This is a genomic window from Haliscomenobacter sp., from assembly GCF_040403615.1.
In the GTDB taxonomy this organism is placed as follows: domain Bacteria; phylum Bacteroidota; class Bacteroidia; order Chitinophagales; family Saprospiraceae; genus Haliscomenobacter.
In genome coordinates this window covers 22663-49588 of the sequence record NZ_JBBAKG010000012.1, presented here as the reverse complement: position 1 = coordinate 49588, position 26926 = coordinate 22663, and the positions used below count along the sequence as shown (strand labels likewise).

21 protein-coding genes, 1 tRNA gene and 2 pseudogenes are annotated in these 26926 nt (G+C 45.5%); 3 read left to right on the top strand and 21 right to left on the bottom strand.

Translation table 11 applies throughout. The annotated features are described in order from the left end of the window. Positions 1 to 2: 2 nt before the first annotated feature. From ABW391_RS05965 to ABW391_RS05940, 6 genes are all read right to left on the bottom strand, one after another. Positions 3 to 1307: a spinster family MFS transporter gene (locus ABW391_RS05965; protein ID WP_353480921.1), complete on the bottom strand. Its 1305-nt coding sequence runs from the start codon at positions 1305 to 1307 to the stop codon at positions 3 to 5. 41 nt (positions 1308 to 1348) lie between these two features. Continuing rightward, positions 1349 to 1684 carry a 2Fe-2S iron-sulfur cluster-binding protein gene (locus ABW391_RS05960; RefSeq protein WP_353480920.1) on the bottom strand — a complete coding sequence of 112 codons (336 nt, stop codon included), beginning with the start codon at positions 1682 to 1684 and terminating at the stop codon, positions 1349 to 1351. A 50-nt stretch (positions 1685 to 1734) separates the two neighbouring features. Continuing rightward, complete coding sequence (locus tag ABW391_RS05955) at positions 1735 to 2214, bottom strand: MOSC domain-containing protein (RefSeq protein ID WP_353480919.1); 480 nt, start codon at positions 2212 to 2214, stop codon at positions 1735 to 1737. A gap of 71 nt (positions 2215 to 2285) precedes the next feature. Then, positions 2286 to 2864: an HD domain-containing protein gene (locus ABW391_RS05950; protein WP_353480918.1), complete on the bottom strand. Its 579-nt coding sequence runs from the start codon at positions 2862 to 2864 to the stop codon at positions 2286 to 2288. Between the two features lie 21 nt (positions 2865 to 2885). Beyond that, positions 2886 to 3968, bottom strand: a complete 1083-nt coding sequence (locus tag ABW391_RS05945; RefSeq protein ID WP_353480917.1) for a TauD/TfdA family dioxygenase — start codon at positions 3966 to 3968, stop codon at positions 2886 to 2888. A gap of 139 nt (positions 3969 to 4107) precedes the next feature. Continuing rightward, positions 4108 to 4180 (bottom strand) — tRNA-Met (locus tag ABW391_RS05940). A gap of 234 nt (positions 4181 to 4414) precedes the next feature. Here ABW391_RS05940 and ABW391_RS05935 point away from each other — a divergent pair. Further along, positions 4415 to 5593, top strand: coding sequence for an acetyl-CoA C-acyltransferase (locus tag ABW391_RS05935; protein ID WP_353480916.1), 1179 nt, complete (start codon positions 4415 to 4417; stop codon positions 5591 to 5593). A gap of 118 nt (positions 5594 to 5711) precedes the next feature. Here the strand turns inward: ABW391_RS05935 and ABW391_RS05930 are convergent, their stop codons facing one another. From ABW391_RS05930 to ABW391_RS05900, 7 genes and pseudogenes are all read right to left on the bottom strand, one after another. After that, on the bottom strand, positions 5712 to 6308 hold the full coding sequence (locus tag ABW391_RS05930; RefSeq protein ID WP_353480915.1) for a porin family protein: 597 nt from the start codon (positions 6306 to 6308) through the stop codon (positions 5712 to 5714). A gap of 86 nt (positions 6309 to 6394) precedes the next feature. Continuing rightward, complete coding sequence (locus ABW391_RS05925; protein ID WP_353480914.1) at positions 6395 to 7102, bottom strand: YiaD family glycine zipper/OmpA-like lipoprotein; 708 nt, start codon at positions 7100 to 7102, stop codon at positions 6395 to 6397. A gap of 123 nt (positions 7103 to 7225) precedes the next feature. Further along, positions 7226 to 7450, bottom strand: a complete 225-nt coding sequence (locus ABW391_RS05920) for a hypothetical protein (protein WP_353480913.1) — start codon at positions 7448 to 7450, stop codon at positions 7226 to 7228. A 1-nt stretch (position 7451) separates the two neighbouring features. Further along, entirely contained in the window at positions 7452 to 8135 is a 684-nt protein-coding gene (locus ABW391_RS05915; RefSeq protein WP_353480912.1) for a DUF305 domain-containing protein, read from the bottom strand. 450 nt (positions 8136 to 8585) lie between these two features. Then, positions 8586 to 9650, bottom strand: a complete 1065-nt coding sequence (locus ABW391_RS05910) for an FAD-binding domain-containing protein (protein ID WP_353480958.1) — start codon at positions 9648 to 9650, stop codon at positions 8586 to 8588. 3 nt (positions 9651 to 9653) lie between these two features. Continuing rightward, positions 9654 to 10052, bottom strand: a pseudogene (locus tag ABW391_RS05905) (deoxyribodipyrimidine photo-lyase); the annotation flags it as partial. A 50-nt stretch (positions 10053 to 10102) separates the two neighbouring features. Beyond that, entirely contained in the window at positions 10103 to 10744 is a 642-nt protein-coding gene (locus ABW391_RS05900; protein WP_353480911.1) for a flavin reductase family protein, read from the bottom strand. Between the two features lie 249 nt (positions 10745 to 10993). On the opposite strand from ABW391_RS05900, the gene gcvP reads away from it, so the two are divergent. After that, positions 10994 to 13861: an aminomethyl-transferring glycine dehydrogenase gene (gcvP, locus tag ABW391_RS05895; RefSeq protein ID WP_353480910.1), complete on the top strand. Its 2868-nt coding sequence runs from the start codon at positions 10994 to 10996 to the stop codon at positions 13859 to 13861. A 99-nt stretch (positions 13862 to 13960) separates the two neighbouring features. Further along, complete coding sequence (gene rfaD, locus ABW391_RS05890; protein ID WP_353480909.1) at positions 13961 to 14935, top strand: ADP-glyceromanno-heptose 6-epimerase; 975 nt, start codon at positions 13961 to 13963, stop codon at positions 14933 to 14935. On the opposite strand, the gene ABW391_RS05885 is transcribed toward rfaD, so the two are convergent. From ABW391_RS05885 to ABW391_RS05850, 8 genes and pseudogenes are all read right to left on the bottom strand, one after another. Beyond that, positions 14932 to 15744, bottom strand: coding sequence for a glycerophosphodiester phosphodiesterase (locus tag ABW391_RS05885; RefSeq protein ID WP_353480908.1), 813 nt, complete (start codon positions 15742 to 15744; stop codon positions 14932 to 14934). The genes rfaD and ABW391_RS05885 overlap by 4 nt on opposite strands. A gap of 81 nt (positions 15745 to 15825) precedes the next feature. Further along, positions 15826 to 16359, bottom strand: a pseudogene (locus ABW391_RS29580) (DUF3226 domain-containing protein); the annotation flags it as partial. Positions 16360 to 16492: 133 nt separating this feature from the next. After that, the gene (locus ABW391_RS05875; protein ID WP_353480907.1) at positions 16493 to 17443 is read right to left on the bottom strand and encodes an AAA family ATPase; all 951 of its coding nucleotides are present in this window, start codon (positions 17441 to 17443) and stop codon (positions 16493 to 16495) included. Between the two features lie 60 nt (positions 17444 to 17503). Then, positions 17504 to 19117, bottom strand: coding sequence for an alpha,alpha-trehalase TreF (gene treF / locus ABW391_RS05870; protein WP_353480906.1), 1614 nt, complete (start codon positions 19115 to 19117; stop codon positions 17504 to 17506). 193 nt (positions 19118 to 19310) lie between these two features. After that, a complete protein-coding gene (locus tag ABW391_RS05865; protein WP_353480905.1) occupies positions 19311 to 21479 on the bottom strand; it encodes a VIT domain-containing protein in 2169 nt (722 codons plus the stop codon). Between the two features lie 241 nt (positions 21480 to 21720). Next, the gene (gene rplS / locus ABW391_RS05860; protein WP_353480904.1) at positions 21721 to 22104 is read right to left on the bottom strand and encodes a 50S ribosomal protein L19; all 384 of its coding nucleotides are present in this window, start codon (positions 22102 to 22104) and stop codon (positions 21721 to 21723) included. A 114-nt stretch (positions 22105 to 22218) separates the two neighbouring features. Continuing rightward, positions 22219 to 24486, bottom strand: coding sequence for a PKD domain-containing protein (locus ABW391_RS05855; RefSeq protein ID WP_353480903.1), 2268 nt, complete (start codon positions 24484 to 24486; stop codon positions 22219 to 22221). 50 nt (positions 24487 to 24536) lie between these two features. Beyond that, positions 24537 to 26882: a PKD domain-containing protein gene (locus ABW391_RS05850; protein ID WP_353480902.1), complete on the bottom strand. Its 2346-nt coding sequence runs from the start codon at positions 26880 to 26882 to the stop codon at positions 24537 to 24539. Positions 26883 to 26926 lie beyond the last annotated feature (44 nt).

Here is a 26926-nt window from a genome sequence, read left to right as displayed (position 1 = left end):
TTCTATTGTTTCACTTTTTCCATATCTCTGGCTACTGTTCGTGAAGCTGCAAATAAAACCAATGCCAAAACCACGCACAACATCGGTATGATGTACATCGCATGGTGCAGACCCATTCCTTTGAACTCCTCCGACATAGCAGTAGCGCCCGCGGCTACCATCGCCTGTTTGGCGTAATGATCACTCAGCATGCCCGTAATCACTGGCCCAAAGCTGGCACCCAGCAGATACATTGCGAAAAAGTAGATGGACATGGCCGTGCCCCGCAAGGCAGGGGGAATCACATCTTGAATGGAGGAATACACACTGGCATAATACACAAACATCAACATAGTACCAGTTCCCATCAAGAGCATAAAGCCGACTATCGCACCTGGCGCTTGTTGCAACGCAAAGAAAATACACGGTGCGGCAATGGCCGTAGCGATTGCAGAAAGCAACAATTTCCCATCGGGACGAACCTGACTCAGCCGATCGGCCGCCCATCCCCCGCCCAACAAACCTAAGATCCCAACTGCGCCTAAAACTATGGAAGAAACCGAACTTGCCGCTTTGACGTCCAAATGATGCGTGCGCATCAAAAATGCAGGCAAAAAGGAATTCACCGCGTACATGTTGAAATTGTGCACCGCTCCTGATGCCACAATCCACAAAATGGTGGGGATGCTCAAGACCAGCCAAAAAGGAGATTTATCACTGGACAACGCTATGGGTGGGTGTTCTTCACTGGCACCCCGGGGCGGGTTGGGCAATTTGAGTGCCAATAGTCCAAGGATTAAACCCGGAATGCCCGCGAAAAAAAACGCATACCGCCAACCATATTCCGCAGCAATGAGTCCACTCAAACGGAAGCACAAAAACGTACCCAAAGGCAAACCCAGCATAAAAATGGACAAGGCCATGGCGCGGCGGCGCGGCGGAAACAGATCGCCAATCAGAGAATTGGCAGCAGGGGCACAACTGGCCTCCCCTATCCCTACGCCCAATCTACTGGCAAACAACCAGGCAAAACTCGTCGCCAAACCCGAAGCAGCAGTGAGGACACTCCAGGTACTGACTCCGATGGCAAGGATTTTCTTTCGGTTCCAGGTATCGGCCAAACGCCCCAAGGGCAAACCCACCACAGCATACATCAGGATAAAAGCAGTGCTCAATGTACCCAGGAGGGTATCGCTTAAAGCCCATTCTTTGCGCACCATTTCCGCTACTGGCCCCAGGATCTGACGGTCGTAGAAATTCATCAAATTGATGCCAAACAGAATCCAAAGTGCGCCCCAGGCTTGTTTTGTTGCTTTATCCGTATTCATCCGATGTGGTTTAGGGGCGATAAATCGAAATTCAACAGACTTTATGCATTGCTCTCTGTCTCGGGCGCCAATTGCACTTTCAAGCCGTCCATTGCTTCACTGAGGTGGAGTTGACACCCCAAACGTGAATTGTCTTTAACGAAAAAAGCCTGATCCAACATGTTTTCTTCATCTTCGGTCATCTCTGGCAATCCGTGGTCGCTCAGTATGTATACCTGACAGGTAGAACACAGGGCCATGCCTCCGCAAGTGCCTTTCACGGGCAGTTCGTAGACTTTGCAAAGCTCCATCAGGTTCATGTTCATGTCTGTAGGGCCATCCAGCTCGTGTTCAGTACCTTCTCGATCGATCAGGTGGATTTTGATCATGTCTTCCATATCGTGTAGTTATTGCGTTTGGGTTTGAGAAACAATTTTTTCGATATCAGCTATTCCAGAAACAAGGAAACCTCGTCGCATAATTTAATGCTGCCACCTTTAATGACCCTGGCGGTGATGCCGCCGTGGCCCCGCATGGCATTGTAGCCACCAGGGCCCAGGTTTTCCTCCATACGCTGGCAAGGAAAGCATTTTCCGGTCATTTCAAAAATGGCTTCTCCAATCTGGAATTTCTGGTCTTTCAGCGCCAAAAGATTGATTCCCGAAACAACAATATTGCGACGGGTCAGCTGAGGATCAATGGGGCCGCGTTGCAAAATCGTACCTGCTGCCACCAAATGTTCAGCTTGAATCAAGGTGACTTGGCGTTTGCCGTTTTGCCCAGCATAACGATCACCAGTGAGGCCATTTTCGGTTTGAGCTTCTACTGCTTCTACCTCCATAAGGATGGCGCGTGAAGCAGGCCGCAAGCCAATCCATTCCACTTTTCCGATTTGAGGGAGGGAGAGAACGAGTTCTTTGATGATCATTGTGTACCAATTGAGCGTAAAAAACGGCACAAAATACAAAAGCATCCCGAAAAAGATAACAATCTCTCTGGTTAGCCATTTGGCAAGACCTTGTCCAAGATTGTTTCCAAATAGTCCATCGCAGTTTCGCTGACTTCGAAATTTACCTCCTTGGCTTCGTCGTCAATTTTTCTGATCAAAATTGAATCTTCAAAAAATGGATCAGCTTCGAAGGTTTTGGCCTCTTCCATCGACATGGGACCGCCCTGATAGCGGAGGGTTTCCTGACTGGCGTTAGAAAGTTGCTGGTAATAAGTGTCGTCGGCAAAACACAAATACCGCTTGGCCGCAACGTGATTGCGTACCGTAGCGATGATCCGGTCCGAAAATCCTCTGCTTCGCAAATAGTCTTCTCCCCAATGATCGTGGGCATCAAGGCCATACGATCCCATCGTGGTGACCTGCGCAGAATCGGCAAACTCCAGAGGTGCCAAGTGACCGATGTCGTGCAAAAATGCAGCCGCAATCAATTCTACATCGTAGTCTTTCGCTTTGGCCAGCAGGCCAGCTTGCACGGAGTGCGACAACATGCTGCAGCGTTCGCCGTATTCGATATGACCATGCTTGCGAAAAATGGATAAAATCTCTTGAGTAATCATGTTTGTGTTCATTTCGAGATGATTTACAATGGATCAAATTTGGGCTAATCTTTCTTCCAAAACCCTGATTTTGCTGTACAAAGCATCCCGATCAGCATAACAGCCTTGCAAGTGTCGCACTTTCAAGCCCGAATAGGCCGTTCTGCCGTGCAAGATTCGTTCATTGTCGTAGACGATGGCTTCTCCTGGTTCAAGTTTAAAAATCAACTGGAATTGAGGATCATGCAGTTGGTTTTCAAAATATTGATACGCCTCGTAAAAAGGCAACATCAATTCATCCGGCAACTCAAAGGGTTGGATGGAGCGGTTGTTGAATTTGATGCGCACCAATTCACCGTCAAGATCCAATTCAAAAATCGGAGCACGGTTTTCAAGCCAATGGTCTTTACTTGCAAATTTAAACTTCATGCCATTGGTAGCCAACAAGTGGAAGTAGGCTGGATGTTCATGTTCCATTTTTTCGGCCAGATAAAAACCATCTACCAGTATCGTTTCACCTCCCTTCACCTCTGATTTCAGGCAATGCAAGACCTGGATGGTCGGGGTGGGATTTCGGTAAGGGTTGTCAGTGTGAGCCGCCAAACCAAGGGCCGTGTTGGCCAGGTTTTCAGGGTTTTCTTCCGCAATCACATCGTAAAACGAGCCATAATTGGTTTCTCGCACATGACCAAACAAATGCACCAACCGCAACAAAGAACCCGAAGTAGTAGGTAATCCTGCAATATGCGCAAATCCATACTTTTGTACATCCTTTAAACAGCACAACAAGGCAGCTGGATCAACCGAAACTTGAGCATAATCGTGCAATTGATGCGGATCGAGTTTCGCCCATAATTCCCGCTGGTTTTCTTTGGTTGGGAATGAGTATTGCTTCAGCCACGCCAAGGGATAAGCGATGGCTTCCTTGTCCCAGCTGAGGTGCAACTCCTGCGCAGACCAACTGATTGTTAGTGGTTTGATGTAAAGGTCTACGGCTCTGGACTCGCTGAGTTTTTGGCCCGATTCGTGCCAGTTTTGAGGAGCATTGTCATACAACCAGGCATACCAGTAATTACTGGAATGATCGGCATCCCACTGTATGGTCAAGAATTGGTCTTGAGGAAAAACAGCAATCATTGGAAATTTTAAACAAAGGAAATGCCCTCGTTTGAAGAAACAAGGTACGCGAGTGTTAAGTAATATTGAAGTTTGTGTTAAACCAAAGCATCAGTAGTGGGCAAAAAAATAGGGAAGCCTGTGAGGACTTCCCTTCTTGTAGCGGCGGCAGGACTTGAACCTACGACCTTCGGGTTATGAGCCCGACGAGCTACCAACTGCTCCACGCCGCGCTGTTTAGGACTGTAAATATAGAACGGATAATTTCCTCAAACAACTCTTTTTTTAAAATAATATCCATTCCAAGCTGGTCTGGCTGTAAAAAAGCTTTCAAGAACCTGATTTACAAATGATTGATCCGCAGAAAAAATATTCACGGATAAGTCAACCCGAAGAATTCCATTCCTGTTGAATACAGATCAAGAAAATGAGGTGTAATTTTGTGCTGTCCTTTCCAATTCAAATCTATGAAAGAAGTATTCATCGTTTCAGCCGTACGCACTCCCATGGGGAGTTTCGGGGGCGTTTTGGCTGGTTTTACCGCCACCCAATTGGGCAGTTTTGCCATCAAAGGTGCACTGGAAAAAGCTGGTGTTGCCGCAGATCAAGTGCAAGAAGTGCTAATGGGCAACGTATGTTCGGCTAATTTGGGCCAGGCCCCAGCCCGCCAGGCGGCGCGTGGAGCTGTCGTGAGTGACAATGTACCTTGTACCACCATCAATAAAGTTTGTGCCTCAGGGATGAAAGCCATCATGTACGGCGCTCAGTCCATCATGTTGGGTTACAACGATCTAGTTGTAGCCGGAGGCATGGAAAGCATGAGCAACATCCCCTATTATGTGCCTTCTGCGCGTTGGGGCAGCAAATACGGCAACATGGAACTGGTAGACGGACTCGCCAAAGATGGCCTCACCGATGCCTACGACCATCAAGCCATGGGTACTTGTGCAGATGCTACTGCAGCCAAATACAACATTTCGCGGGAAGCGCAAGATGAATTTGCCATCCGTTCTTATACTCTAGCCGCGGAGGCTACCCAAAAAGGCTGGTTCAACAACGAGATTGTGCCCGTGAGTATCCCCCAACGCAAAGGAGATCCAATCCTTTTGGGGGAAGACGAAGAATACAAAAAGGTGGATTTCAGCAAAATTCCTAGTCTGCGTCCGGCATTCAGCAAAGACGGCACGGTTACTGCGGCCAATGCCAGCACCATCAACGATGGCGCATCCGCACTGATCCTGGCCAGCAAGGAAATGGTGGAAAAACTGGGCTTAAAACCCATTGCCAAAATCCTGGGTTTTGCCGATGCCGAACAAGAACCACAATGGTTTACCACCAGTCCAACCATTGCCGCACCATTGGCAATGAAACGTGCTGGCATCAGCACCAGCGAGGTTGATTTTTTTGAAGTGAACGAGGCGTTCGCGGTAGTACCCATGGCTTTCAATCAGGTATTGGGCATCGACGAGGCCAAAGTCAATGTATTTGGCGGCGCTTGTGCTCTTGGTCACCCCCTGGGCGCTTCGGGCGCTAGAATCGTAACCACTCTGACCAATGTACTTCAGCAGAATGAGGCAAAAATTGGACTGGCAGCGATCTGTAATGGTGGCGGTGGCGCTTCGGCCATGGTGATTGAGCGGGTGTAATTTTAATACCGAAGGTCGAATGTAGAATGACGAATGATGTCATAAATGGACAACCCGCTGTTACACGTCTGCAAGACTTGCACCAGCGGGTATAGTCGCTTAACTTTTGTGGATTGGATTAAAACCGGAAACCGATAGAAACCTGACCGACTCCATTTTTTCCACTACCGAAATACTCTTTAGCATTATCTTGAGTCAAATTTGCAAAACCCTGATTGTAACGGATGCCCAGGAAAACTTTGCTGAAATTAAAACTCAAACCAGCAGTAAGACCGCCGTCAAATTTTCTGAAAGCATCGGTAATAACCAAGTTGTTGTCTATCACCTTAAAATCTTGTGTAGAGATTAAGTAAGAGGCAAAAGGGCCTATTTGGAGATCAACTGGACCCAACTTAAAAGCTACGGGTAATAGGAAATCGATGTAATCCAGGTTTAATGTTTCCCGATTATTTAGCGGCTTATAAGCCGTACCTTTTACGGAATAACTCAATTCGGGTTGAATAGAGACAAAATCGGATGCAATTGGCAAATTTGCAAAAATGCCTGCATGCCATCCTAAACGTTCACTGCGATTGTCCAAGTTGTCAAAGGAGATGTTGGTGGCATTTAAGCCCGCCCGAATCCCAAATGAACTTTTTGTTTGGGCAAAAAAGGGAATCCACATTATGAGTCCTAGACCCAATAAAATGGCGATTTTTAGACTTATCGTTTTCATAAAATTCAATTTGAATGGTGAAAAGTGAGTTAGAGCTTGTTTAAACAAGCTCTCATTGGTGGTGATTACTAAGTTTAACCACTTAGCTATTGTCCAGTTTCTTGTTTGGCTTCTGTTTTCATTTTCTCGTTCGCATAAATGGCGATTTCGACCCGGCGGTTTTGCGCCCGACTTCCTTCTGTAGCATTAGAAACCGCAGGTTGGGTTTCGCCCATGCCTTTGGTTCTCAGTCGGCTATTACTGACCCCATTGGAAGCGAGTTGATTGGAGACAGCAGTTGCACGGCTTTCTGACAAGGATTGGTTGAATGCATTGGAGCCTACATTGTCGGTATGTCCTATGATGAGTAGGTCGGTATCCTGGTTTTGCTTCAAGGTTTCTGCGAAGTTTTCCAGGGTTTGTTTATTCGATTCCAAGAGGCTGGTTTTGCCAAAGTCAAACAACAATTGGCTGTCGAAGGTCAATTTGATGCCTTCACCTACGCGTTCTACCGTTGCCGTTTGCCCCAGGACTTCTTCCATTTTTTTGGCTTGTTTGTCCATTTTGTTGCCGATGACTGCACCGATCGCGCCTCCTGCGGCAGCGCCAATGATCGCACCGATTGCCGTATTTTTGCTCTTGTTGCCAAGAATACCACCGATTACTGCTCCTGAAGAAGCGCCGATAATGGTGCCTTTGGTGGTTTTATTCATGTCAGACTTTGGTTTCTCGCCGCTGGTTTGTGCTTTTTGGGCACTTTTACATCCGGCCAATAAAACGCCTGACAGCGTCAAAAAAATGAGAATATTTTTCATAACAATTTTGATTTTGGGTTAGTAAGGTTAAATGAGTACTGATGAATCGCCCATGTTTTGGATGGGTACATTCTGCGTGTTCAAAGCCCCAAATACACACAGTATCATTCCTTTATGACTGTGTTAATCGTGTGATTCGGAGTATGTATTGTTTTTGTGATTGATTGTTTGCTCGATATTCTGCTCATCTTCTTTTTCAAGTATGGTTGAATCCGCTGTATTTGGATTGTTCTTTATTTCGTTAGGATCTTTTGGATCTGGTTTTTGCTTGTTGTGGTCTTCGTTGGTTTTTTGATTCAGCATGGTACCACTGTGCTGTTTAGGAGGGTTGTTTTTATTTTTTTTCATGTTACTGATGGTTAATGATCCAGGCTTTAAATTCTTCGATTTCTTCATTTTGATCTACAATAATTTGCTGCGCCAGTTTTTTCAATTCCTGATTTCGACCCTGCTTTAATTCATCCTCGGCCATCTTGGCCGCAGCACGGTGGTGGGGGATCATCATTGCTACGAAGTCTTCATCAGTATGGCCAGTCATGTGCATGTTGTTCATTTTGTCCATCATGACTTTTATCGTTGCACTCAGTCCATTGTATTTTTTATCAACCTGTAATGCTTTGAATGGTTTATTGTTATTATCCATTATGAACTGCTGCATTTGTGCAATCCGGGCATTTTGCACGTTGATGATGTCTAGCGCCACTTCCTTAATTTGTTCATCTCGACCCTGGGCTATTTCTACTCTGCTCATGTCAATGGCTGCTTGGTGATTTAGGATCATCATCGAGGCAAAGTCAAGATCAAAGTTTCCACTCATCGCTGCAATGTTCATTTCGGCCAGTGTACCACTCAAGGAAAACATCAGGTCATTGTCCAGTAGCATTTTGGCTTTGCCTGTAGAATCTAATGGCGCCTGCGGATGCATGGTAGTATCCAATTCTCTTGCGTTTGGGTGGTTGTTGGTGTTTCCACAGGATTGCAGAAAGCAGATACCAAGCGCGAAAATTGTTGTGATTAACATTTTCTTTGCCATGATTAAACTATTTTGATGACACCCTCTTGTGCCTTTAATTCTGTGATATTGTTCAAGTTCATTTTTTTGGGCATTTTTGAATTCAACTAAACTTTTGCAAGCTGCTAGCTGCACTGCCCGAGTATCACCCAAATGATGGCAAATACCACGATGGTGCCCAGGCATCCGCCACCCAATTTCATGGCGCCATAGCCGGCGATTAATCCTTTGAATAGATTGTTCATGTCGTGTGCTAAATTTTGTGGATAAGAGAAACTTTTCAGTGTAATATTCAGTCCTTTATGGCCAAGAAGCATTACACAATTCTAGGAAAGAGTTACATGATTCACACGCGACTTGTGCCAACGAAAAACTCTATTTAATTTTAGGCTGCTCTATGATTTTCAATTGTGAGGATACCCCTTAGGAAAAAGTTTCCAGGTTTCATACTTCCTGCTGGCAAATCTGTTGCTACTTTGGATTGCTTACATGTTTTTTTAAAATCCGTTTCCCTTCCGTTTTGACATTTTTATTTTTTCTAAAACTCCACATGATGTCACTGGCTATCTTTCTAGTTTCTTCAATATCAACAACAGGCGCCGGATAATCCTTTCCAATTTCGCACTGGTACAATATTTGTTCAATTAAGGTTAGCTTATAAGGTTCATGAATCAGATTAGTGGGAACATTTTTGAGTTCAGGAACCCATTGTTTGATGAACAACCCCTCAGGATCATGTTCCATAGAATTTTTTATTGGGTTATAAATTCTGATGGTATTGATGCCAGTAGTACCGCTTTGCATTTGCAACTGAGGGTAATGAATTCCGGGTTCATAATCCAAAAACTGTCTGGCTAAAAAATGCAATTCGCGCCAGTCTTGCCAAAGGTTAAACACAAAAAAGGAAACCACTAAGGCCCTCATTCTGAAATTAATATACCCAGTAGCAACCAGGCATCTGATACAGGCATCCACTATTGGAACCCCCGTTTGTCCAGATTGCCAGGCAATGATGTAACTTTCATTTTTAGGTTTGATTAAAGTGTTGTAAGCGCGATTTATATTTTCAAATTCATAACGGCATTCGTCTTCAAATTTTTGAATGAAATGGCAATGCCAATGCAGTCTAGAAATAAAGTTTGACAATGCTCTTTTATTCAATGAAGCTTGATAATGCTTTTTGGTAAATTGGTACACCATGCGCATACTAACATTCCCATAAGTTAAATACGGCGATAAACGACTGCATCCTTTCCGGCTCAATAGAGGTTTGCTGATGTGTTTGCTGTAATTGACATGGCGCTCTTTAATGAAGTTTTCCAGGTACCGCCATGCCCAATATTCACCACCTTCCTGAAAATTTTTATTTCGTGTGGTAATTTCAGCATTTAAATCTGCGCCTTTTATCTGCTTGTATATTGTATCATCAAGGTGTAACGTATTCAAATTTTGTTCGTTCACAATTTTTGGTTGAGCCGTCATTTGGGCCTCCCAACGTTTTTCCCAATTTTTGCGGGTTTTTAATTTGCGAACCACTCCATTGGTTTGGTATTCATTCCAGGTAATGTTGTGACTTTTGAACAAAAGATTCAGGGCTTTGTCGCGCTCATAAGTTAGTCCATTGCCGATTTCTTGGGAGGAAAAAACAGTGCTGACGGAAAAATGATGGATGAGGGCTTCAAAAATAACTTTTGCCTCATTTTGAAAAATTGCAATTTGAGCATTGGCACTTTTTAATTTCTCATTCATTTCGCACAAAGATTCGTGCACAAAGCGCCAATGCCGGATGTCGCTGTCATGATAGGCCATGACCGAAGGCTCAAAGATGTAAACCAACAAAAATGGCAGTTCTGATTTTTGGGCAAAGTAAAGTGGTTCGTGGTCAATAAACCGCAAGTCGCGTTTAAACCAAACAATATTGATGGCTTGCTTATCCATTCTGCGTTTTAGTAGTGGGGAAAAATGAACACTTACTTTTTTATCGCCCTCTAGATAATCTCCTCTGGAAGTATTCCCGGTTTTGCATAGGTTAATCGCGATAGCAGATCAGTTGTATGGTAACAGTCTAACCCAGATATCGTAATGGTTTCTGCTTTTTCAATATCTATTGCACCGTGCGGCAACAAACAATTGTCAGGAATGATTACTTCTAATACCCGCCCAATGATTAAAACGGTACCATTGATCTTTAATTCGTGTTTTTCAGCAAATTCTAACCCATACTTAATGTGGCTTTCTTTTACATAGGGTGCTTGCAGGAGTGTATGAAACTGTGGCGTCAATCCGGTAGCGTCAAATTCAGAAACCTCCTTAGCATAACGCGCAGAGGTTTGATGGGCTTTTTTATAAATTTCTTTATTGACATGGTTGATGGTAAAGCATTTTGTTTCCAAAATGTTTTCCAAGGTGTGCCTGCTGGTAGAATCTGGCCTATTGATGAACCCAATTAGCGCTGGATTGGATCCCAAATGGATAACCGAACTAAAGATAGCGAGGTTTGAATTTCCTTTGCCATCGATGGATCCAATTAATGACGCACTTTTGAACCCACTCAACGAGTTCATAAAAGCAGCCCTGATGCGCGTTTCCATCTGCAAAATATCGTTTCCCGAAAAAATAGTAGCTTCCATTCCCTGACAATTTGTTGAAGAAATCAACAAGCCAAGACTCGATTTGTTTCACTTTTTTGTCTGTTTGTTTTAGGTAAATTCTCCTGCTTTAGAAACGGTTTCAAAATAAATAAGTCTAATCCATTCAACCATTTTTCTACAAAATCATTTAGAGTCGAGTAAGATTAAATGCATCACCAACAATATTCTGGTGATTTGCTACCTTTACACATTCTTTTTCCTAACCAAACCAAGCAGGGTTTCAGCGACATGAACACAATGACTTTTCACGATCAGTTCATCCATCGGCACATTGGCCCCAACGCCGCAGAATTGCAGGAAATGTTGGCCGCAATTGGTGCATCATCCTTAGATCAACTCATTGACGAAACCGTTCCAGCGGCCATCCGGCTAAAGGGAGAACTAAACCTACCCGCAGCCCTCTCTGAGTTTGAGTATTTGCGCGAGTTGGAAAAAATTGCAGCCAAAAACCAGGTTTTCCGTTCTTACATCGGACTTGGGTATTATGGCACGATCACCCCTTCGGTTGTTTCGCGCAATATTTTCCAGAATCCTGGTTGGTATACCCAATACACGCCTTACCAGGCGGAAATTGCCCAAGGCCGTTTGGAGGCGCTGCTCAATTACCAAACCATGGTCAGCGACATGACTGGTTTGCCCATTGCCAATGCGTCTTTGTTGGATGAAGGTACCGCAGCAGCGGAAGCAATGGCCATGTTCCACAGCACCAAAGGCAAAAAAAGTGCATCTACCAATACGTTCCTGGTATCGGATCAGGTTTTTCCACAAACCATTGATTTGCTGATCACCCGCGCTCAACCGCTGAACATTGCGGTGGTAGTAAAACCAGTTGCCGAGTTTGTTTTGGATGAAACCTGCTTTGGCATCCTGCTGCAATATCCTGCAGGCAACGGCAGCATCGAGGATTACCGCGCACTGACTGAAGAGGCACACGCCAAAGACATTGCGGTAACCGTATGCTCCGACTTATTGGCCTTGGCCTTGTTGACTCCGCCAGGAGAATGGGGGGCTGACGCTGTCGTGGGCAACTCTCAGCGTTTTGGGGTTCCGATGGGTTACGGCGGGCCGCACGCGGCATTTTTTGCCACCAAAGACGAGTACAAGCGCTTGATTCCAGGGCGGATCATTGGCGTTTCAGTTGACCATCACGGCAAGCGGGCCTTGCGCATGGCGTTACAAACCCGCGAGCAACACATTCGTCGCGAAAAAGCAACTTCCAATATTTGTACTGCCCAGGCATTGTTGGCCATCATGGCAGGCATGTATGCGGCTTATCATGGGCCAGAAGGCATCAAAGCCATTGCGCAACGGGTGCATGGTGCAACCCAGATTTTGGCTAAAAACCTGAATGCATTAGGCTATACCCAAAAGAACGCAAACTATTTCGATACTTTGCACATCGAGGTGGATGCCACTACCCAGCAAGCCATTCAAACGGCTGCCCTTGCTGCGGGTATCAACTTCCATTATCCAATGGGTGCGGTGCAAATAACGCTGGACGAAACGGTTTTGGCCAGTGATTTGCAAGCGATTGTTGGCGTGTTTGCGCAATTGAAAAATTCAAACTTGGTGGTTGATCTGGAAGGAGCCACCGCGCCACAGATTCCAGCGGCTTTGCTGCGCGAAACGGAATTTTTGACCCACCCAGTGTTCAACAGCTACCATACCGAGAGCAAAATGATGCGCTACATCAAGCGCCTCGAAAACCGCGATCTATCCCTGACACATTCCATGATTCCGCTGGGGTCTTGTACCATGAAGCTCAATGCGGCCAGTGAATTGATGCCGGTTAGTTGGCCTGCTTTTGCCAATTTGCACCCGTTTATTCCCGTCGATCAGGCAAAAGGGTACTTGCAAATTTTTGAAGAATTGGAGGCATACCTGTGTGCTTGTACAGGTTTTGATGCTTGTTCCTTGCAACCCAATTCGGGTGCGCAAGGCGAATATGCAGGATTGCTTACCATTCGTGCTTACCACGAAGCCAATGGCAATACCCATCGCAACATGGCTTTGATTCCTTCTTCTGCCCATGGCACCAACCCCGCCAGCGCCGTGATGGCCGGTATGGAAGTTGTGGTGGTCAAATGTGACGAACAAGGCAACATCGATTTAGACGACTTGCGCACCAAAGCAGAAAAGCACAGCGAAAATCTTGCGGCATTGATGGTGACCTACCCTTCTACCCACGGAGTGTTTGAAACCCGCATCAAGGAAATTTGCGCCCTGATCCATGAGCATGGTGGCAAAGTATACATGGACGGCGCCAATATGAATGCCCAGGTAGGATTGACTAGCCCAGCTGAGATCGGTGCCGACGTTTGTCACCTCAATTTGCACAAAACCTTTGCCATTCCACACGGTGGTGGTGGCCCTGGTATGGGGCCGATTTGTGTCAACAACAGCTTGAAACCATTTTTGCCCAAGCATACTATGGTCGAAACGGGTGGCGAAAAAGGCATCCACGCAGTATCGGCAGCGCCATGGGGCAGTGCCAGCATCCTGCTGATCAGCTATGGGTATGTTCGCATGTTGGGACAGGTTGGAGTAAAAGCCTCTACGGAATACGCCATTTTGAATGCCAATTACATCAAAGTGCGTTTGGAAGGCCAATACGAGGTGTTGTATGCGGGAGAAAAAGGCCGCAGTGCCCACGAAATGATCATCGATTTGCGGCCATTTAAAGCGCTGATCAGCGCTGAAGATGTTGCCAAACGCTTGATGGATTACGGGTTTCACGCCCCTACGCTTTCGTTTCCGGTTGCAGGCACCATCATGATCGAACCCACCGAAAGCGAAAGCCTGGACGAACTGGATCGTTTTTGCGAAGCTATGCTGCAAATCCGCAACGAAATTGACGAGATCGCTACTGGCGAAGCCGATCCTAAATCTAACGTACTGAGCAATGCGCCACATACTGCCGATTTGGTAACTGCCAACGAGTGGCCTTACGCTTACTCTCGCGAAAAAGCGGCATACCCACTCCCCTATTTGCGCCAAGGTTTCAAATTTTGGCCTTCGGTGAGCCGGATCGACAGTGCGTACGGGGATCGACATTTGATTTGTACTTGCCCTCCGATTGAGGAGTATGCACAATAGTTTTTGGAGTTTTAGGGTGGGTTTGGAGTTTTGAGAGCTTCTAACCCACTCTAAATTTAGCCTCAGAAAAATGTTCAAACATGCTCTAATCCAATAATTATGATCATTGTAACCGGAGCAGCAGGTTTTATTGGCAGTGCACTTGTACGTTTCCTCAACGATGCAGGGCACTTGAATCTCATTGTTGTAGACGAATTTACCCGCACTGATAAGAATCGCAACCTGCTCAACAAGAGCTACATTCAGCGGGTTCACCGCGATGAGCTGTTTGCCTGGATTGAGCGCATGCATGTTAGTGTGGATTTTATCTTTCACATCGGAGCTCGTACAGATACCACTGAGCAGGATACGGAGCTGTTTGATCGCCTCAACTTGCACTATACCCAAAAGCTGTGGGCGCAATGCACGCAATACCAAATTCCGTTGATTTATGCTTCCAGTGCAGCTACTTATGGCTTGGGGGAACTGGGGTACGATGACAATCACGAAATTGTATCGCAATTGAAACCATTGAACCCTTACGGCCGCTCCAAAAACGATTTTGACATTTGGGCTTTGCAACAGGAAAGTGCGCCACCTTTTTGGGCAGGATTCAAATTTTTCAATGTATATGGCCCCAATGAGTACCACAAAGGGCGCATGGCCTCGGTCATCTGGCACACCTACCGCCAGATCAAGGAATCGGGCAAGATGAAACTTTTCCGTTCGCATCGACCTGACTTCAAAGACGGGGAGCAAAGCCGGGATTTCATCTACGTTAAAGACGTATTGAAAGTGCTGTACTTCTTGTTTAAACACCAAAAAGACAGTGGCCTGTACAACCTGGGCACTGGACAAGCACGCAGCTTTTTGGATCTGGCCAGCAATACCTTCAAGTCAATGGGATTGCAACCGGAGATTTCATTTGTCGATACGCCCGCAGACATTCGGGATACCTACCAATATTTCACGGAAGCAAATATGTCCAAACTTCGCAGTATTGGTTATGCCGAGCCTTTTTACTCTCTGGAAGAGGGCATCGAAGATTATGTAAAAAGCTATTTGCTGGAAGGTTTGGGGCCTAAAATTTATTAACGGATGCCCAGGCTTTGCAGGTATTTGATCAACTCCTCGGGGTGGTCGGTTTGCAGTGCTTTGATCCCCATTTTGATTGGAACGTTCCATTGGTCTGGGTTTTCGCCAGGATTTTGGATATCTGGCCATACCAAGGCTCCCAATTTTTGCGCAGCACTGACCAGTTCGGGCGTGTAGCCAGTTACTCCTCCATCCAGAATATCCACTGGATTGTCTTCCAAAAACTTAGTCAGTGCTTCGGCTTGATTGACGCTTTTGGGCAAACTCACCATGATGGCAATGCGGGGTAGGGCTTTTTTCCACAATTTGCATTTGTTGAGCGAAGTATACACCACGGCGCAGGTATCCATATGGTATTTTTGGAGCAAAACCGCAACTTGGGCTGGATCTGCGTCTTTGTCGTCGATGTACAAGTGGATGCGCCCTTTGGCCATGCGCAACACCGCTTCAAAAGTGGGTGGATGCAAGGCTGGTAGTAGTGGAAAGCGTTCATCACGGATTTGCAAACTGGTAAACTCAACTGCGCTGAACTCAGCTACTTTTCCTTTGCTGGTGGTAGTCCTGTCTACACTGCCGTCGTGCATGACCACCAATTGGCCGTCCTTACTGCTGCGCACATCCACTTCGATGTAATCAGCACCTACTCGAATGGCTTCTTCGTAAGCAAGTAAGGTATTTTCAGGGGCATTGACGTGGTTGCCCCGATGCGAGATCACCGTATAAGCATGGCGGGCATACGGGATGATGGGATCGTTTTTTACACTAAAACTCATCCATGAAAAAAACAGCAGGATATAAAAAGTGGGCATGGTATTTTTTGCCGAAAATACAGGGGATATGAAGAGCAAATGGAATTTGGAAGGTTAAATAATTGCTACTTTTCTGGATGCTTACGCTGGAACACTCAATTGAAAAGTAGCCTTGAACCATGCTTCGAAGTCATCCAGCACTGGCGAAGCGATATCAAAATAGCCCAATTCGGCGGCCTGTCCGAAGGGTCTACCGGGTTCTTTTTGCCAGGCAAGCCAGGTATGAAGTAGGGCCTTTTGAGTTTTGGCATCAAAAAACGCTTGAAAACCTGAAAGTTTTAAAGTTTCGATAGTTTCTTGCGCAAAATTCCAGGTTTTATCGCTAGCTGGGATCAACTTGGCCAGAAAATGTTCAAGATAGCCTGCATTTTGGTTATCCGGCATGATCCAGAAGCCGATGGTCAGGTTTCCGTCTTTGATTACCTTTCAAGTTCCGTAATTTTGAATTGTCTCCAGAGCGATTTCTTCAATTTTACCACTCAGGAGGGATTTCAAACTCTCCCAACGGTTCTTGGCACCAACATCGTTTGCGTCTAAAATGATACCAATGTTAGTTAAGGAGGGGTTCCGTAAAGCTTCCTTTACAATCTTTGTAATTTTATCAACGCCACCAGCCCGCTTGACAAACTCATTTTCGAATTTCTTGGGTTAGAAGTATCCTTCAGGAGGAGGAAGGTTTCTTTTTTTCAAAAGATTGGCGATGGCAATAGCATCATTACCTTCTACGATAAGTTGTTGAGCCATTATTTTACCGTATTTCAAGGTTCATTTCCAATACTTCCTTCAAGTGTTCTTGTCCGTACTCTATTGCCTCTAATTTGCCTTTTCGGCTGTATTGAAGGCGAAACAAGAACCCTTCTCCTTGATTTTGAGGTTCATTGGCAACATAATAAAATGTATTAAGGGTATCTTGATTATGGGTAGTAACAAACACCTGGATATCCCATTTTTTGGCATATTCAAAAATCAATTTCCATAAAGTTTCTTGTACTGAATAATGAAGTCCACTTTCGATTTCGTCAATAAGGATTATTTTGCCCTTTTGACCATCTATATCGTTTTTGGCACTAACAAAAGCCAAGGCTATCAAAAGAATGCGTTGAACACCATCGCCTAGAACAGTTATTGGCAAAGGTTTATTTATTCCTTCCAGCCTAACCTTTGCTGCACCACCGCTTATATCCAGTCTAATTAACCTAGGCTCAATAGTTTTTCGAATAATATCATTCACATCATCTTCTAAAGGAGTCAATGAAATTTTATCCCAAGATCGTTGCATAAATTCATTGAAGTAACCCGTAAAAGGAAGATTTATCAATTTATCATTAGGAAAATCAGGGGAATCACTTGAACTTAGAATAGCATCAATTTTTTCACTTGGATAAACAACCTTAAATCTAGGATCTTGGGTTTTTAAAGAAATGATCAAGTCATTGATAACTATTGAAGGGTAGCTCTCCAATTTCAATGGATACAACGCATAATACGACTCATCCCAAGAAGGCGTAAACTGCCCTCTCGACTTCAAAATATTATTCACCACTGTACTGTGCCCCTTTGCTTCCAGTATCCGAATCGCCTCCAAAAGGGTAGTTTTCCCGGTATTGTTCTTTCCAACAATCAGGTTGACCCGTTTGAATCCTTCAATATCCAGTTCTTCAAAAAGGCGGAAGTTGCGAATACTCAGTTTTTGTAGCATGTTGTTTATGGTTTATCCTCCACAATTACAAAAATGCATCCTTTTTCTCAATCCTACCCGTCAATTTTTCAGCGGCTTTTCACCTAATAACCCACGCAGCACCCCATTCGTCCAACCAAAACCATCTTGCACCGGATATTCACCGCCACCAGCGGTCAAGGAGATGTCTTCTACGTTGTATTTCTCCACCATTTTGCCGGTGGCTTTGTAGGTTTTGACATTCAATTTCACCCAACGGGCTTTGATTTCGTCGGCCAGTTTGTGTTGGTCGTAATTGCGCAGGCCCTGGATGCTGATCCATTGTAGGGGTGCCCAACCATTGGGGGCATCCCATTGCTGTCCGTTGAGGTTGGCCGTGCAGACCAGACCACCTGGACGGAGGAAGTTTTTGGTCAACACCAATGCCGAGCTGGCAGCTTGAAGCGGGCTAGCCAATTTGTAAAACAAGGGGAACATCCCGGCCAGAGAGAGAACTCCGGTTGGGTGGCCTTTTACCCAATCGTAATCCACGAAATAGCCAGCCTCGGCATCCCAACAGTATTTTTGGATGGCTTTGCTGCGCGCTAAAGCAAAAGCCTCGTATTGTTGGGCATTTACTTGGTCGTTTTTGATGCGGTAAGCTTTGGCGATGGTCATTTCCAGGTTGTACAGCAAGGAGTTCAGGTCAACAGGAATGATGGCCGTGGTGCGGATGGTGTACAGTTTGGTGGGATCGTCCAACCAACGACTGCTGAAATCCCAACCCGATTCACAGGCAGAACGCAGATCGCGGTACAAATCGGCAGAGGGGCGCTTGCCGGTATGGGACAATTCCACGTCGGCAGCGTACATTTCGGCGCGAGGGGTAGCAGAATTGTCGTAATAGCGGTTTAAAAAAGAACCATCGGGCATGCGTACCACGTGTAAGTTGGACAATTTATCCGCAGTGATTTGAGCCTTACCTTTCATCCAAAACTGGTATTCCTTCTCCAGTTGAGGCAAGTATTTGGCGTAGATTTCTTCTCCTTTTTCTTCGGCCAGGATCGTTACCATACCTGCAAAGAAAGGCGGTTGAGAACGCGACAAAAAATAGGTCCGGTTGCCATTCGGGATAAAACCAATGGTGTCAATGAGGAAAGCAAAATTGTCGATCATGTTGTTGATCAAGTCCGTACGTCCATCTTTTTGGAGTCCCAACATGGTGAAATAGCTGTCCCAATAGTATACTTCTCCGAAGCGACCGCCAGGGACTACGTATGGATTTGGCAAAGGTATTAAAGTGCCGCGATGACGGGAATCGGGTTTGCGGGTCAGCACGTCCCAAAGCGCCTGGATGTGCTTTTCTGGCGACTGACTGGTATCCGATTTAAATCCGCTGGAGTATTTGTAAGGCAATTCGAAATTGTCGGCTACAAATTTTTTCAGGTCAAAATTCGGTTCTTTGCGCATCCGTACATACTCCTTCATGATCTCATCAACATTGCCTTTGGGTGTACAATCTGCAAATGTTTTGCCGTCGGGAAAAATTTTTTCCATTTGTACTTCAATAAAAAGCTGGCCCAAGCGCTGTGCAGGATCGTATAGAAGGGGTTCTACAGGGATAGAAGCTGTAATTTTGGCTTCCTGAGAAGCCGATTTTCGACAAGCAGTGCTCAATAATATCAGCGCTAAAGGCATGATGATGCTAAGTTTCATGCGGTAATCAATTGATGGATCAATCTTGCGCTCTATACAATAGCCCATGAAAACGGGTTCATGGGCTATTGTCCAAGAGGAAATGGTACCTGATGTGTTAAATAATTGGACAAAATAGGTAAATTGATCCTGAAGTACAAAGAAGCGAATTGGTTTTGTTTTTTTAGGTGAGAGAAATATGCCATGCACCAAGTTAATTCGCCATTTTCAGCAGTTTTCGACTGATTTGACCATTCGGCGTTTGCATATGGAAAATATAAACACCATTCGGTACACTTGCCCCAGCATCGCTTTGGCCATCCCAATGCAATTCAAGGTCTTGCACTTTGCCTTTTGGGACATCGCTGAAGGTGCGTACAATTTGTCCCAGGTGATTGTACACTACAACTTTGGCTGCCGATAGGTCGATCAATTCTTTGAATTTCAGTTGAATCATCACCTGATCACTAAACGGGTTGGGGCTAATTTTGGTGATGATGAGGCTATCTTGCAAGTCGCGGGTGCCGACCGTTGGTTGTCCCTTACTTTGGTCATTGCAAGTCACGCAAGGCTCGCCACCTTGGGCGGGTTCCAGGCAAAGAAAAGCCGTATAAATTGACAAAATTCTCTCACGGATACTGGTATGGATGATTTCTACAGTGTTGGAATTGGAGTTGTTTTTTTCCAAAGCAGCAATGTAGTTTCCACTCCAGGCATCGGCTCCTGTGCTATCAATGGTGCTGACGTCGGTCAAAGGAACAGTGATTCCATCTAAAAACAGGGTATTGTTGTAGCTACCTGACAGCTCCACTACGAAAGGCCATTTGCCCTGATAACGCCCAACTTGTATGATGGGTTTTCGCAAATCACTGAGTTCTCCTGTCTGATTCAGGTTATAACGGTTGAAACAAAACCCATTTTGCAGGGCAGTATGCAAATCCAGGGTAGCTTTCTCAACAGCAGCCAGGTCAATAACCGTACTGGCAACCTGGTCTATGAAATTGCAGCATTGACGAACTTGCTGAAACTCCCCCTGGGTAAGGCGCGACCAGTTGAGGTAAAAATATTCATTTCCATAAAAATTTCGGTTGTTGAAATAGTAATAGGGTACACCCTGCGTAGCGAAATCCACTACATAAAATGGAATCACCGCATCGCCTTTAATGGCACTCAACTCTCGGATCAATTGGTTGGAAGTGTTCAAATCCCCTTCCGCTCCAGAATTGGAAAAGAGCAATACTTTGGCATCCAATCCACTCTTTTTTACGGTTTCAATCCCTTTACCAAGCAGTGCAGGCAAATTGAAACTGCTGATGTAGGTTGTTTTCAGGTTGTTGAAAACCTGATCAATCTCCGAAGCCTTGGCTGGAAGCCAATTTTCGGAGATAGGCTTAGGGCTGATACCCGCAACAATGACATTGAAAAAATCCTGAGGTCGGAGGGTTCGCTTTAATTGACCTTTGATGAGCTCAAGTAATTTATCGAGGGTAAACTCGGGCGAAACAGCAGTTGGATTGTAATGTACCAAGACCATCATGCGCCTGGGCTTGATGTTTTGGGTAAAATCCAGCAATTGATCCGGGAAAAGAACCATTTGGTAGTAGCCTTGCTGGTTGTCGCCGTACCTGGATAAAAACAAGCCGTTTTTGAGCGGTGCTTTGACGCCAAAGGACAAACTTCGACCATTAAGGCCACCTGAGGGAATCCGCGCTGCGTAGAATTTCCCCAGCTTGGGGTCGTCATTTAGGGTAAAAATGACTTCTGGATGGGAAGGTAATTTGGGCTCTTGCCAGAAGGTTTCCAAAAACACCCGAATGTCTATTGGAGGGGTCGAACCTTGTGTACTGCGCAAAAGATCTACCGGCAGCTGGGTAATTACATTCTGCGCACTCCATTCTCCAGGCACCAGATAAGACAATTTGATCTTGCGGCTTTGGCCCATAATCAGGGGATAAATGCGCAAGGTGTAGCGATCTCCGTATTCTTTGGTCAAAATTGAAGGGTCTCGGCGACGGCTTACAATGCTTTCATAAATAGAAGAGGCGGTCCAGCGATCCAGGATTTTGGCCCTGATAATTGTAGAATCGATCCAAAGCCAGGAATCATTGACGATGGCATTTTTGGGTAGCGAAAAATTCATCACTGCCTCCAGTTGTCGGCCCAACTGAAAACCAGCACCCTGCGCAGATACGGTCATGTACAATCCAATTTCGGTATAAACGCCTACCGGACGAATGGTAACTGTCGCTTCCTCGATGGTACCTCGGTAACTCAACCAACCTATTTGAGGGTCAATAATTGAAAGGTTGGCGTTCTGGCCTTTGCTGATGTGAAAGCAAAGCAGTCCCAGGACAATGATTAAACATTGTTTAAATAATTTCATGGCTTGAATGTATTTGTTAGTGTGCGAAATTCTAGTTAGACCGGGCGATCAAATGGAATGGCTCAAAATTAATGGCATTCTGAAGACGAGAAAAATGGAATAAGCAACTTGGTAATATGTATTGCGAAAACTCCAAATAAGTCACTGAAATGAAAGAGCATGTTTAAGGGCATTGTACAAAAACAAAAAGAGGATTCCAGCGCAATGCCGAAATCCTCTTTTATGCTGTCGCAAAGAACAATTATCCTTGTGGAACCTGTGAAACGTTCTTTTGGAATTTACGCTCTTTGATGCGTGCTTTCTTACCAACGAGGTCACGCAGATAGAACAGTCTGGCGCGGCGTACTCTACCACGCTTGGTGACTTGAACATCTACGATATTTGGTGAAGCGAAAGGGAAAATACGCTCTACACCAACACCATTGGAAATTTTTCTTACGGTAAAGGTTTTCGTAGATCCAGTACCTTTAACCTGAATCACGTCACCACGGAAAGACTGAATACGCTCTTTGTCTCCCTCGATAATCTTATAGTTCACCACTACATTATCCCCAGCACGGAAATCCGGAATGGGAACTTCTCTAGTTGGCGTCAACTTCTCATGTACAAACTTAATCGCATCCATTGTGCAAAAATTTTACTTTTTTCTTTAGCCGTGCAAAGGTAAAGCATTTTTATAAATGAAAAGGTTTTTTAGCAAAAAGTTTTACACATGTCGCAATTACTTTTCTGAGATTACTTATCGAATCAGCGTTACAAAGCCTTTCAATTCAAATGGATTGCCCCTGGGATCGCGGTAAGTAACCAAAACCACGTACACACCTGGCGGCGATTCGACCCCTGCGTTGAATTTTCGGCCATTCCAGCCTTTGTTGGGAGAATCGGTTTGATAAATCAACTCCCCCCACCGGTTCCAAATGGTAAAATTAAAGGCTTTGGCGCCAGCCATCACTCCTACCCCTTTGAATTCATCGTTGACAGAATCCCCATTGGGCGTAAAGGCGTTGGGTAAAAAATAGCGCACCTCGGGGCGTATATCCAGGATTTTGTCCAAGGTATCCAGGCAATTCACGGAGTTGATAACGATTTGTCGTACATTGATGCGGCCCGTGTCGGGAGGCGAAAAACGGGGGCTTCGTTCCGTAAAATTTCGCCCATTGCTGAGTTGCCAATTCCAACGAATGGCACCTTGCGACTCATCAAATAAATTGATCAGTTCGGTTAAATTGGTGGCTTCAGGAGGATCTATCGTAAATCCTGCTTTGGGCGAAGGTCGAACCTTGATGAGGTCTTTAAAGATGGTATCGGTTTTACAACCAATGGGCGAGGTGATATCCAATGAAACGGTAAAAACGCCAGGATCATTGTAGGTATAGGTTGGACTAATGGCTTTGGCTGAGCCTCCATCTCCAAATTTCCAAAGAATTTTGTAGGTAGAATCAATGGGAAATGAAAGATTGGTAAATTTAATTTTCAATGGCACACATCCTTGTGAAGCACTGGGAGATACCACGATCAAATTGGGAACCGGGAAGTAGTTGATTGTTTTGGTTACCTTCTCAACGCATTTGTTGGTATCGCGTACCGTAAGGGAAACCGGAATTTTGCCCGGGTTGCGGTACAAGTGTTCCGGATTCTGAAGGATGCTGGTGAATTTGTCTCCAAAGTCCCATTTCCAACCCGTCAAAAACTTCCCTCCAGAGACCGATTTGTCGGTAAACTTAACCGGGCCGGATATGCAGGTATCGTAAGCATAGTCAAAATCAGCAGTCAACGATGGATAAATGTTGACAAAAATTTTGGCCGTATCCCCGCATTCCGTGCCCTTGTTGAGGATCAAGCGGCCATTGTAGGTACCCACTCCCGGAAACAGAATGGAAGGCTCCCATTCCTTAGAGGTCAGTTTTGTGTTTTTCAAATCAAACTCCCAATCGGAAGTACGGATGAAGGAGCGAGGGGTGCTTTCATTGATGAATTTCACCTCAGTAGGGCCACATGAATTGACCAGGTATTCTTTGTCATTGATTTTGATGTCTTCTCTGATATCCGCTAACAACTTGGGGTCGCATTTAGCCACATTGAATTGGAAATCTCGAAAAATACGGCTCAACAAAACGCCATTGCGGTATTCTGAGACGCAGACACCCACTACATATTGCCCGATTGGATTGGGCTTTCCGGTAATTAAGCCTGTTTGGGGATTAATTGAAAGTGGTGGATCTCCTCCAATTGGTGAAGTAGCGGAATAAAGCGGTGGTCGAAAAGGCACAAATTTGTAGGGTGGTGGGCAGCCTGGATTCGGGTAGGCCCCATCACAGGTATTGTAGATAAAAGGCTCCAGGTTGTTGGCACCACCATCAAAGGGTGGACAAAATTCATAAACCAACTGATCACCATCGGCATCTTTGGCCGAATGGTCGTAACGCAAATTGAAATCGGCACACACCACCGTTGGAGGAAAAGTATTGAACTCGGGGCTATTGTTGCACAAACGCTGGGCTTCGGGGGTGATTTCCACCATATAGGTTGCGCCCCAGCTATCTGGATTGACAATATTGGTAATGGTTTCGTTGCGACAACAGCGTTGATAGCTGATGAAATAACTATTGTCCACACTCGTAGGCAAGCGAATTCCGTATCGGCTGAGTCGAAAAATGTAGGTACCTTCTTCGGTGCAAACTGCGGGAGGCTCCAAGCAAGGATAATCGGGCGCATCAATATTGCGGCGTTGGGTAAGCGGCACATTTAATCTGGCCAAGGCACTCCCTTGTCCATTGCAATTTGCAGTAGGGCCACACCGGTAAATACCAATGAAAGCGACCGGGTCAATTTCCGCACATCGGGTACAAAAACAATCTCGATAAACTTTAAGTGTAAACTCGTAATCCCCATTTCCCAAACATTTGTAGGTCATGGAGCCGCCAATGATGTGGCGCCCAAAAGAGGCAAAAGGGAGCAAGGCAAACAAACAAAGTATGATCAGGCTAGATCTCAACGTTTTCTTCATATCATGGTCGTATGTTGGACTACGAATGTCATGTTTTTTTTTCTTATTTTCTACCGCAAAAGCATGACTGTACCTTGTTTACTGGCGTTTTTGCCAACAGCGGACTGAAAAACAACCTGATAAAAATAGGTATCCTGCGCACAAGGTTCTCCTTCATTGTTGATACGCCCATTCCATGCTTCTTCGGGATTGATGGTCTGAAAAACCAACTGCCCCCAGCGTGAAAAAACCTTAAACTGGTAATTGCTGATGCCTGGAAGTAGTCCCAATGGCTTAAAGACGTCGTTTACGCTGTTTCCGTTGGGTGAAAAAACGTTGGGAATGTACATCGCGCCTTCAGATTTCAATTTGACCTCTCGGATTACTGAATCCCGACAAAAAAGGCCATTGCTTACTACCAGTTTCACCGGAAATACGCCTTCAGAAGGAAACGAGAAACTGGGGTTGCGCTCCTGTGAACTGCCTTTGCCACCAAAATCCCAGCGCCAGTTGTCTGCATTGGTGGAGGTCTCCGAAAAGGTAACCAATGGATTGCGTGCACTGGGCTCGGTGGGGCTAAAGGTAAAATCAACGCTTGGTTTGAGCTTGACCAAAATTGGCTGACGTGCATTGTTCCCGACTACAGCGCATCCTCCTGGGGCAAGAAGCTGATAAGCAACGGTATATGCGCCTGGATTGGCATAAGTTTTGTTCACCGAATAGCCAGCGCCTCTGGTGCTATCCCCAAAATTCCAGGTGATTTTATAATCTGACTGATTCATTACGGCAGGAACGTTCAAAGAAAGCTTGACCACTCCGGTTTGACTACACACCTCCGAAGGTAGAACGATCAACCGGACGTCAGCTGTGGACGCGGGGTAATAGCTTACCGTTTGTTTTGCGGTATCTCTGCAACCCGTATTGGTGGCAATGGTCAAACTTACGGGATAAGTTCCTGCCAACGCAAAGGTATGCTGTGGTGAGCTTTCTGTAGCTTTGGTTTTGTCTCCAAAATCCCATTCGATGGTACGCAAAGTTGCGCCCTGGTTCAGTACAGACGTGTTCTTGAACGCTACGGCACCAATATTGCATCCAGGCAAGGTGGCATCAAATTGCGCTTTTACTGAAGGGAAAACTTTAACATTGATCTTTGCAGTGTCGGTGCAGATGGTACCAGGATTGAGTACCATTAAGCCCGAGTAATCCCCAGGCATGCCAAAATCAAAGGTGGCATCTTTGGTATCGCGGGTTTCTTTTTTGCCATTGATGTCGAATTCCCAACGGTATCCAAACACTTTATCCAGGCCAATACTGGTATTTTGAAAAGCAAAATTCGGTCGGTTACAGGATTTGAGCCAAAAACGTCCTTGGCCATTGCTGCTGTCGGATTTGACCATGGCATCGATGGCGAAATTGCAATTGCTCACTTTGATCTGGATGTCGCGTCGAATCATACCGATGAATACTCCGTTGCGGTATTCCTTGACACAAATTCCCAGGGTAAATTTCCCCAATACCCGAGGAAAAATGCGCAAAATACCGGTGGTGCTGTCCAAACTTAGGGTTCCGGTATTGCCCAAGGGGCTATTGGGCGCAAAGGTGGGAGAAAATGGCAAATCCTCATAAGGCCCTGGTGTGGCCGGATCAGGCTTGATGCCTTGGGGCGTATTGGCCATGCTCATGTCGTTTTGCCCGCCACCCAAAGGGCCGCCGCCCAGCAAAGGCGCACAAAGCTGGTATGACAGGCGATCGCCATCTTTGTCTATTACCGCAAGTTGAATTGCTGATGCAATGCCTACACACAGCTCGCTTTTGGGTGCTGCCGAAAATCGAGGACTGCTGCTGAGCAAATTTTGTGCCTGAGGACTGATCTCTACGGTAAGGGTAATGCCCAAAGTACCACTGCTATTGGGAATGTTGGAAATGGCAGCATTCCGACAACAAATTTGGTACGTCAATGTATATGGTTGAATCGATCGAACCAATTCAATGGTATCGCTGTAAACGGCTTCTTCCTCGCAAAATCCAGGAGGAACGATCAGGCATGGATTGGTTTGGTCTGGTAAAACCTTGTTGATTTTGGGTCGGCTGATGCGCAAATTGCGGAGCGGTCTGGTACTATTCCCCAGATAAATAGCGATGGGTACAGACGCATCAAAACTTGCGCCCCCATTGCAATCTCGAACCAACAACAACACGACTCGATAGCGCAAGGTGTCACTTCCTACCCGGCCATTTTTAAAGCCAACAAATTCATAATTTATTTCTCCTCCGATGATGTGACTGGCCCACAATGATTGGCTGCACGACAATAAGCCCAAAATCAGACTTATAGTAAGCAATAAGCGGACGCGCCCCGCCGTTATTGTGGTTTTTAAAAGTAGCCTTTTTACCCTTATGCCTAAATTAGTACTCATTTTTAGTATGCGTCTGATTTTGAAAAAACGGGGTGATAAAATTT

What these genes read in the sequence shown, in the direction of transcription:
- ABW391_RS05950 (WP_353480918.1), bottom strand. Translation starts at nt 2,864, where the DNA reads ATGAACACAAACATGATTACTCAAGAGATTTTATCCATTTTTCGCAAG.
- ABW391_RS05930 (WP_353480915.1), bottom strand. Translation starts at nt 6,308, where the DNA reads ATGAAAACGATAAGTCTAAAAATCGCCATTTTATTGGGTCTAGGACTC.
- ABW391_RS05885 (WP_353480908.1), bottom strand. Translation starts at nt 15,744, where the DNA reads ATGCCCACTTTTTATATCCTGCTGTTTTTTTCATGGATGAGTTTTAGT.
- ABW391_RS05935 (WP_353480916.1), top strand. Translation starts at nt 4,415, where the DNA reads ATGAAAGAAGTATTCATCGTTTCAGCCGTACGCACTCCCATGGGGAGT.
- treF (WP_353480906.1), bottom strand. Translation starts at nt 19,117, where the DNA reads ATGAAACTTAGCATCATCATGCCTTTAGCGCTGATATTATTGAGCACT.
- ABW391_RS05915 (WP_353480912.1), bottom strand. Translation starts at nt 8,135, where the DNA reads ATGGCAAAGAAAATGTTAATCACAACAATTTTCGCGCTTGGTATCTGC.
- rplS (WP_353480904.1), bottom strand. Translation starts at nt 22,104, where the DNA reads ATGGATGCGATTAAGTTTGTACATGAGAAGTTGACGCCAACTAGAGAA.
- ABW391_RS05875 (WP_353480907.1), bottom strand. Translation starts at nt 17,443, where the DNA reads ATGCTACAAAAACTGAGTATTCGCAACTTCCGCCTTTTTGAAGAACTG.
- gcvP (WP_353480910.1), top strand. Translation starts at nt 10,994, where the DNA reads ATGAACACAATGACTTTTCACGATCAGTTCATCCATCGGCACATTGGC.
- ABW391_RS05865 (WP_353480905.1), bottom strand. Translation starts at nt 21,479, where the DNA reads ATGAAATTATTTAAACAATGTTTAATCATTGTCCTGGGACTGCTTTGC.
- ABW391_RS05955 (WP_353480919.1), bottom strand. Translation starts at nt 2,214, where the DNA reads ATGATCATCAAAGAACTCGTTCTCTCCCTCCCTCAAATCGGAAAAGTG.
- ABW391_RS05900 (WP_353480911.1), bottom strand. Translation starts at nt 10,744, where the DNA reads ATGGAAGCTACTATTTTTTCGGGAAACGATATTTTGCAGATGGAAACG.
- ABW391_RS05850 (WP_353480902.1), bottom strand. Translation starts at nt 26,882, where the DNA reads ATGAGTACTAATTTAGGCATAAGGGTAAAAAGGCTACTTTTAAAAACC.
- rfaD (WP_353480909.1), top strand. Translation starts at nt 13,961, where the DNA reads ATGATCATTGTAACCGGAGCAGCAGGTTTTATTGGCAGTGCACTTGTA.
- ABW391_RS05960 (WP_353480920.1), bottom strand. Translation starts at nt 1,684, where the DNA reads ATGGAAGACATGATCAAAATCCACCTGATCGATCGAGAAGGTACTGAA.
- ABW391_RS05920 (WP_353480913.1), bottom strand. Translation starts at nt 7,450, where the DNA reads ATGAAAAAAAATAAAAACAACCCTCCTAAACAGCACAGTGGTACCATG.
- ABW391_RS05925 (WP_353480914.1), bottom strand. Translation starts at nt 7,102, where the DNA reads ATGAAAAATATTCTCATTTTTTTGACGCTGTCAGGCGTTTTATTGGCC.
- ABW391_RS05965 (WP_353480921.1), bottom strand. Translation starts at nt 1,307, where the DNA reads ATGAATACGGATAAAGCAACAAAACAAGCCTGGGGCGCACTTTGGATT.
- ABW391_RS05855 (WP_353480903.1), bottom strand. Translation starts at nt 24,486, where the DNA reads ATGAAGAAAACGTTGAGATCTAGCCTGATCATACTTTGTTTGTTTGCC.
- ABW391_RS05945 (WP_353480917.1), bottom strand. Translation starts at nt 3,968, where the DNA reads ATGATTGCTGTTTTTCCTCAAGACCAATTCTTGACCATACAGTGGGAT.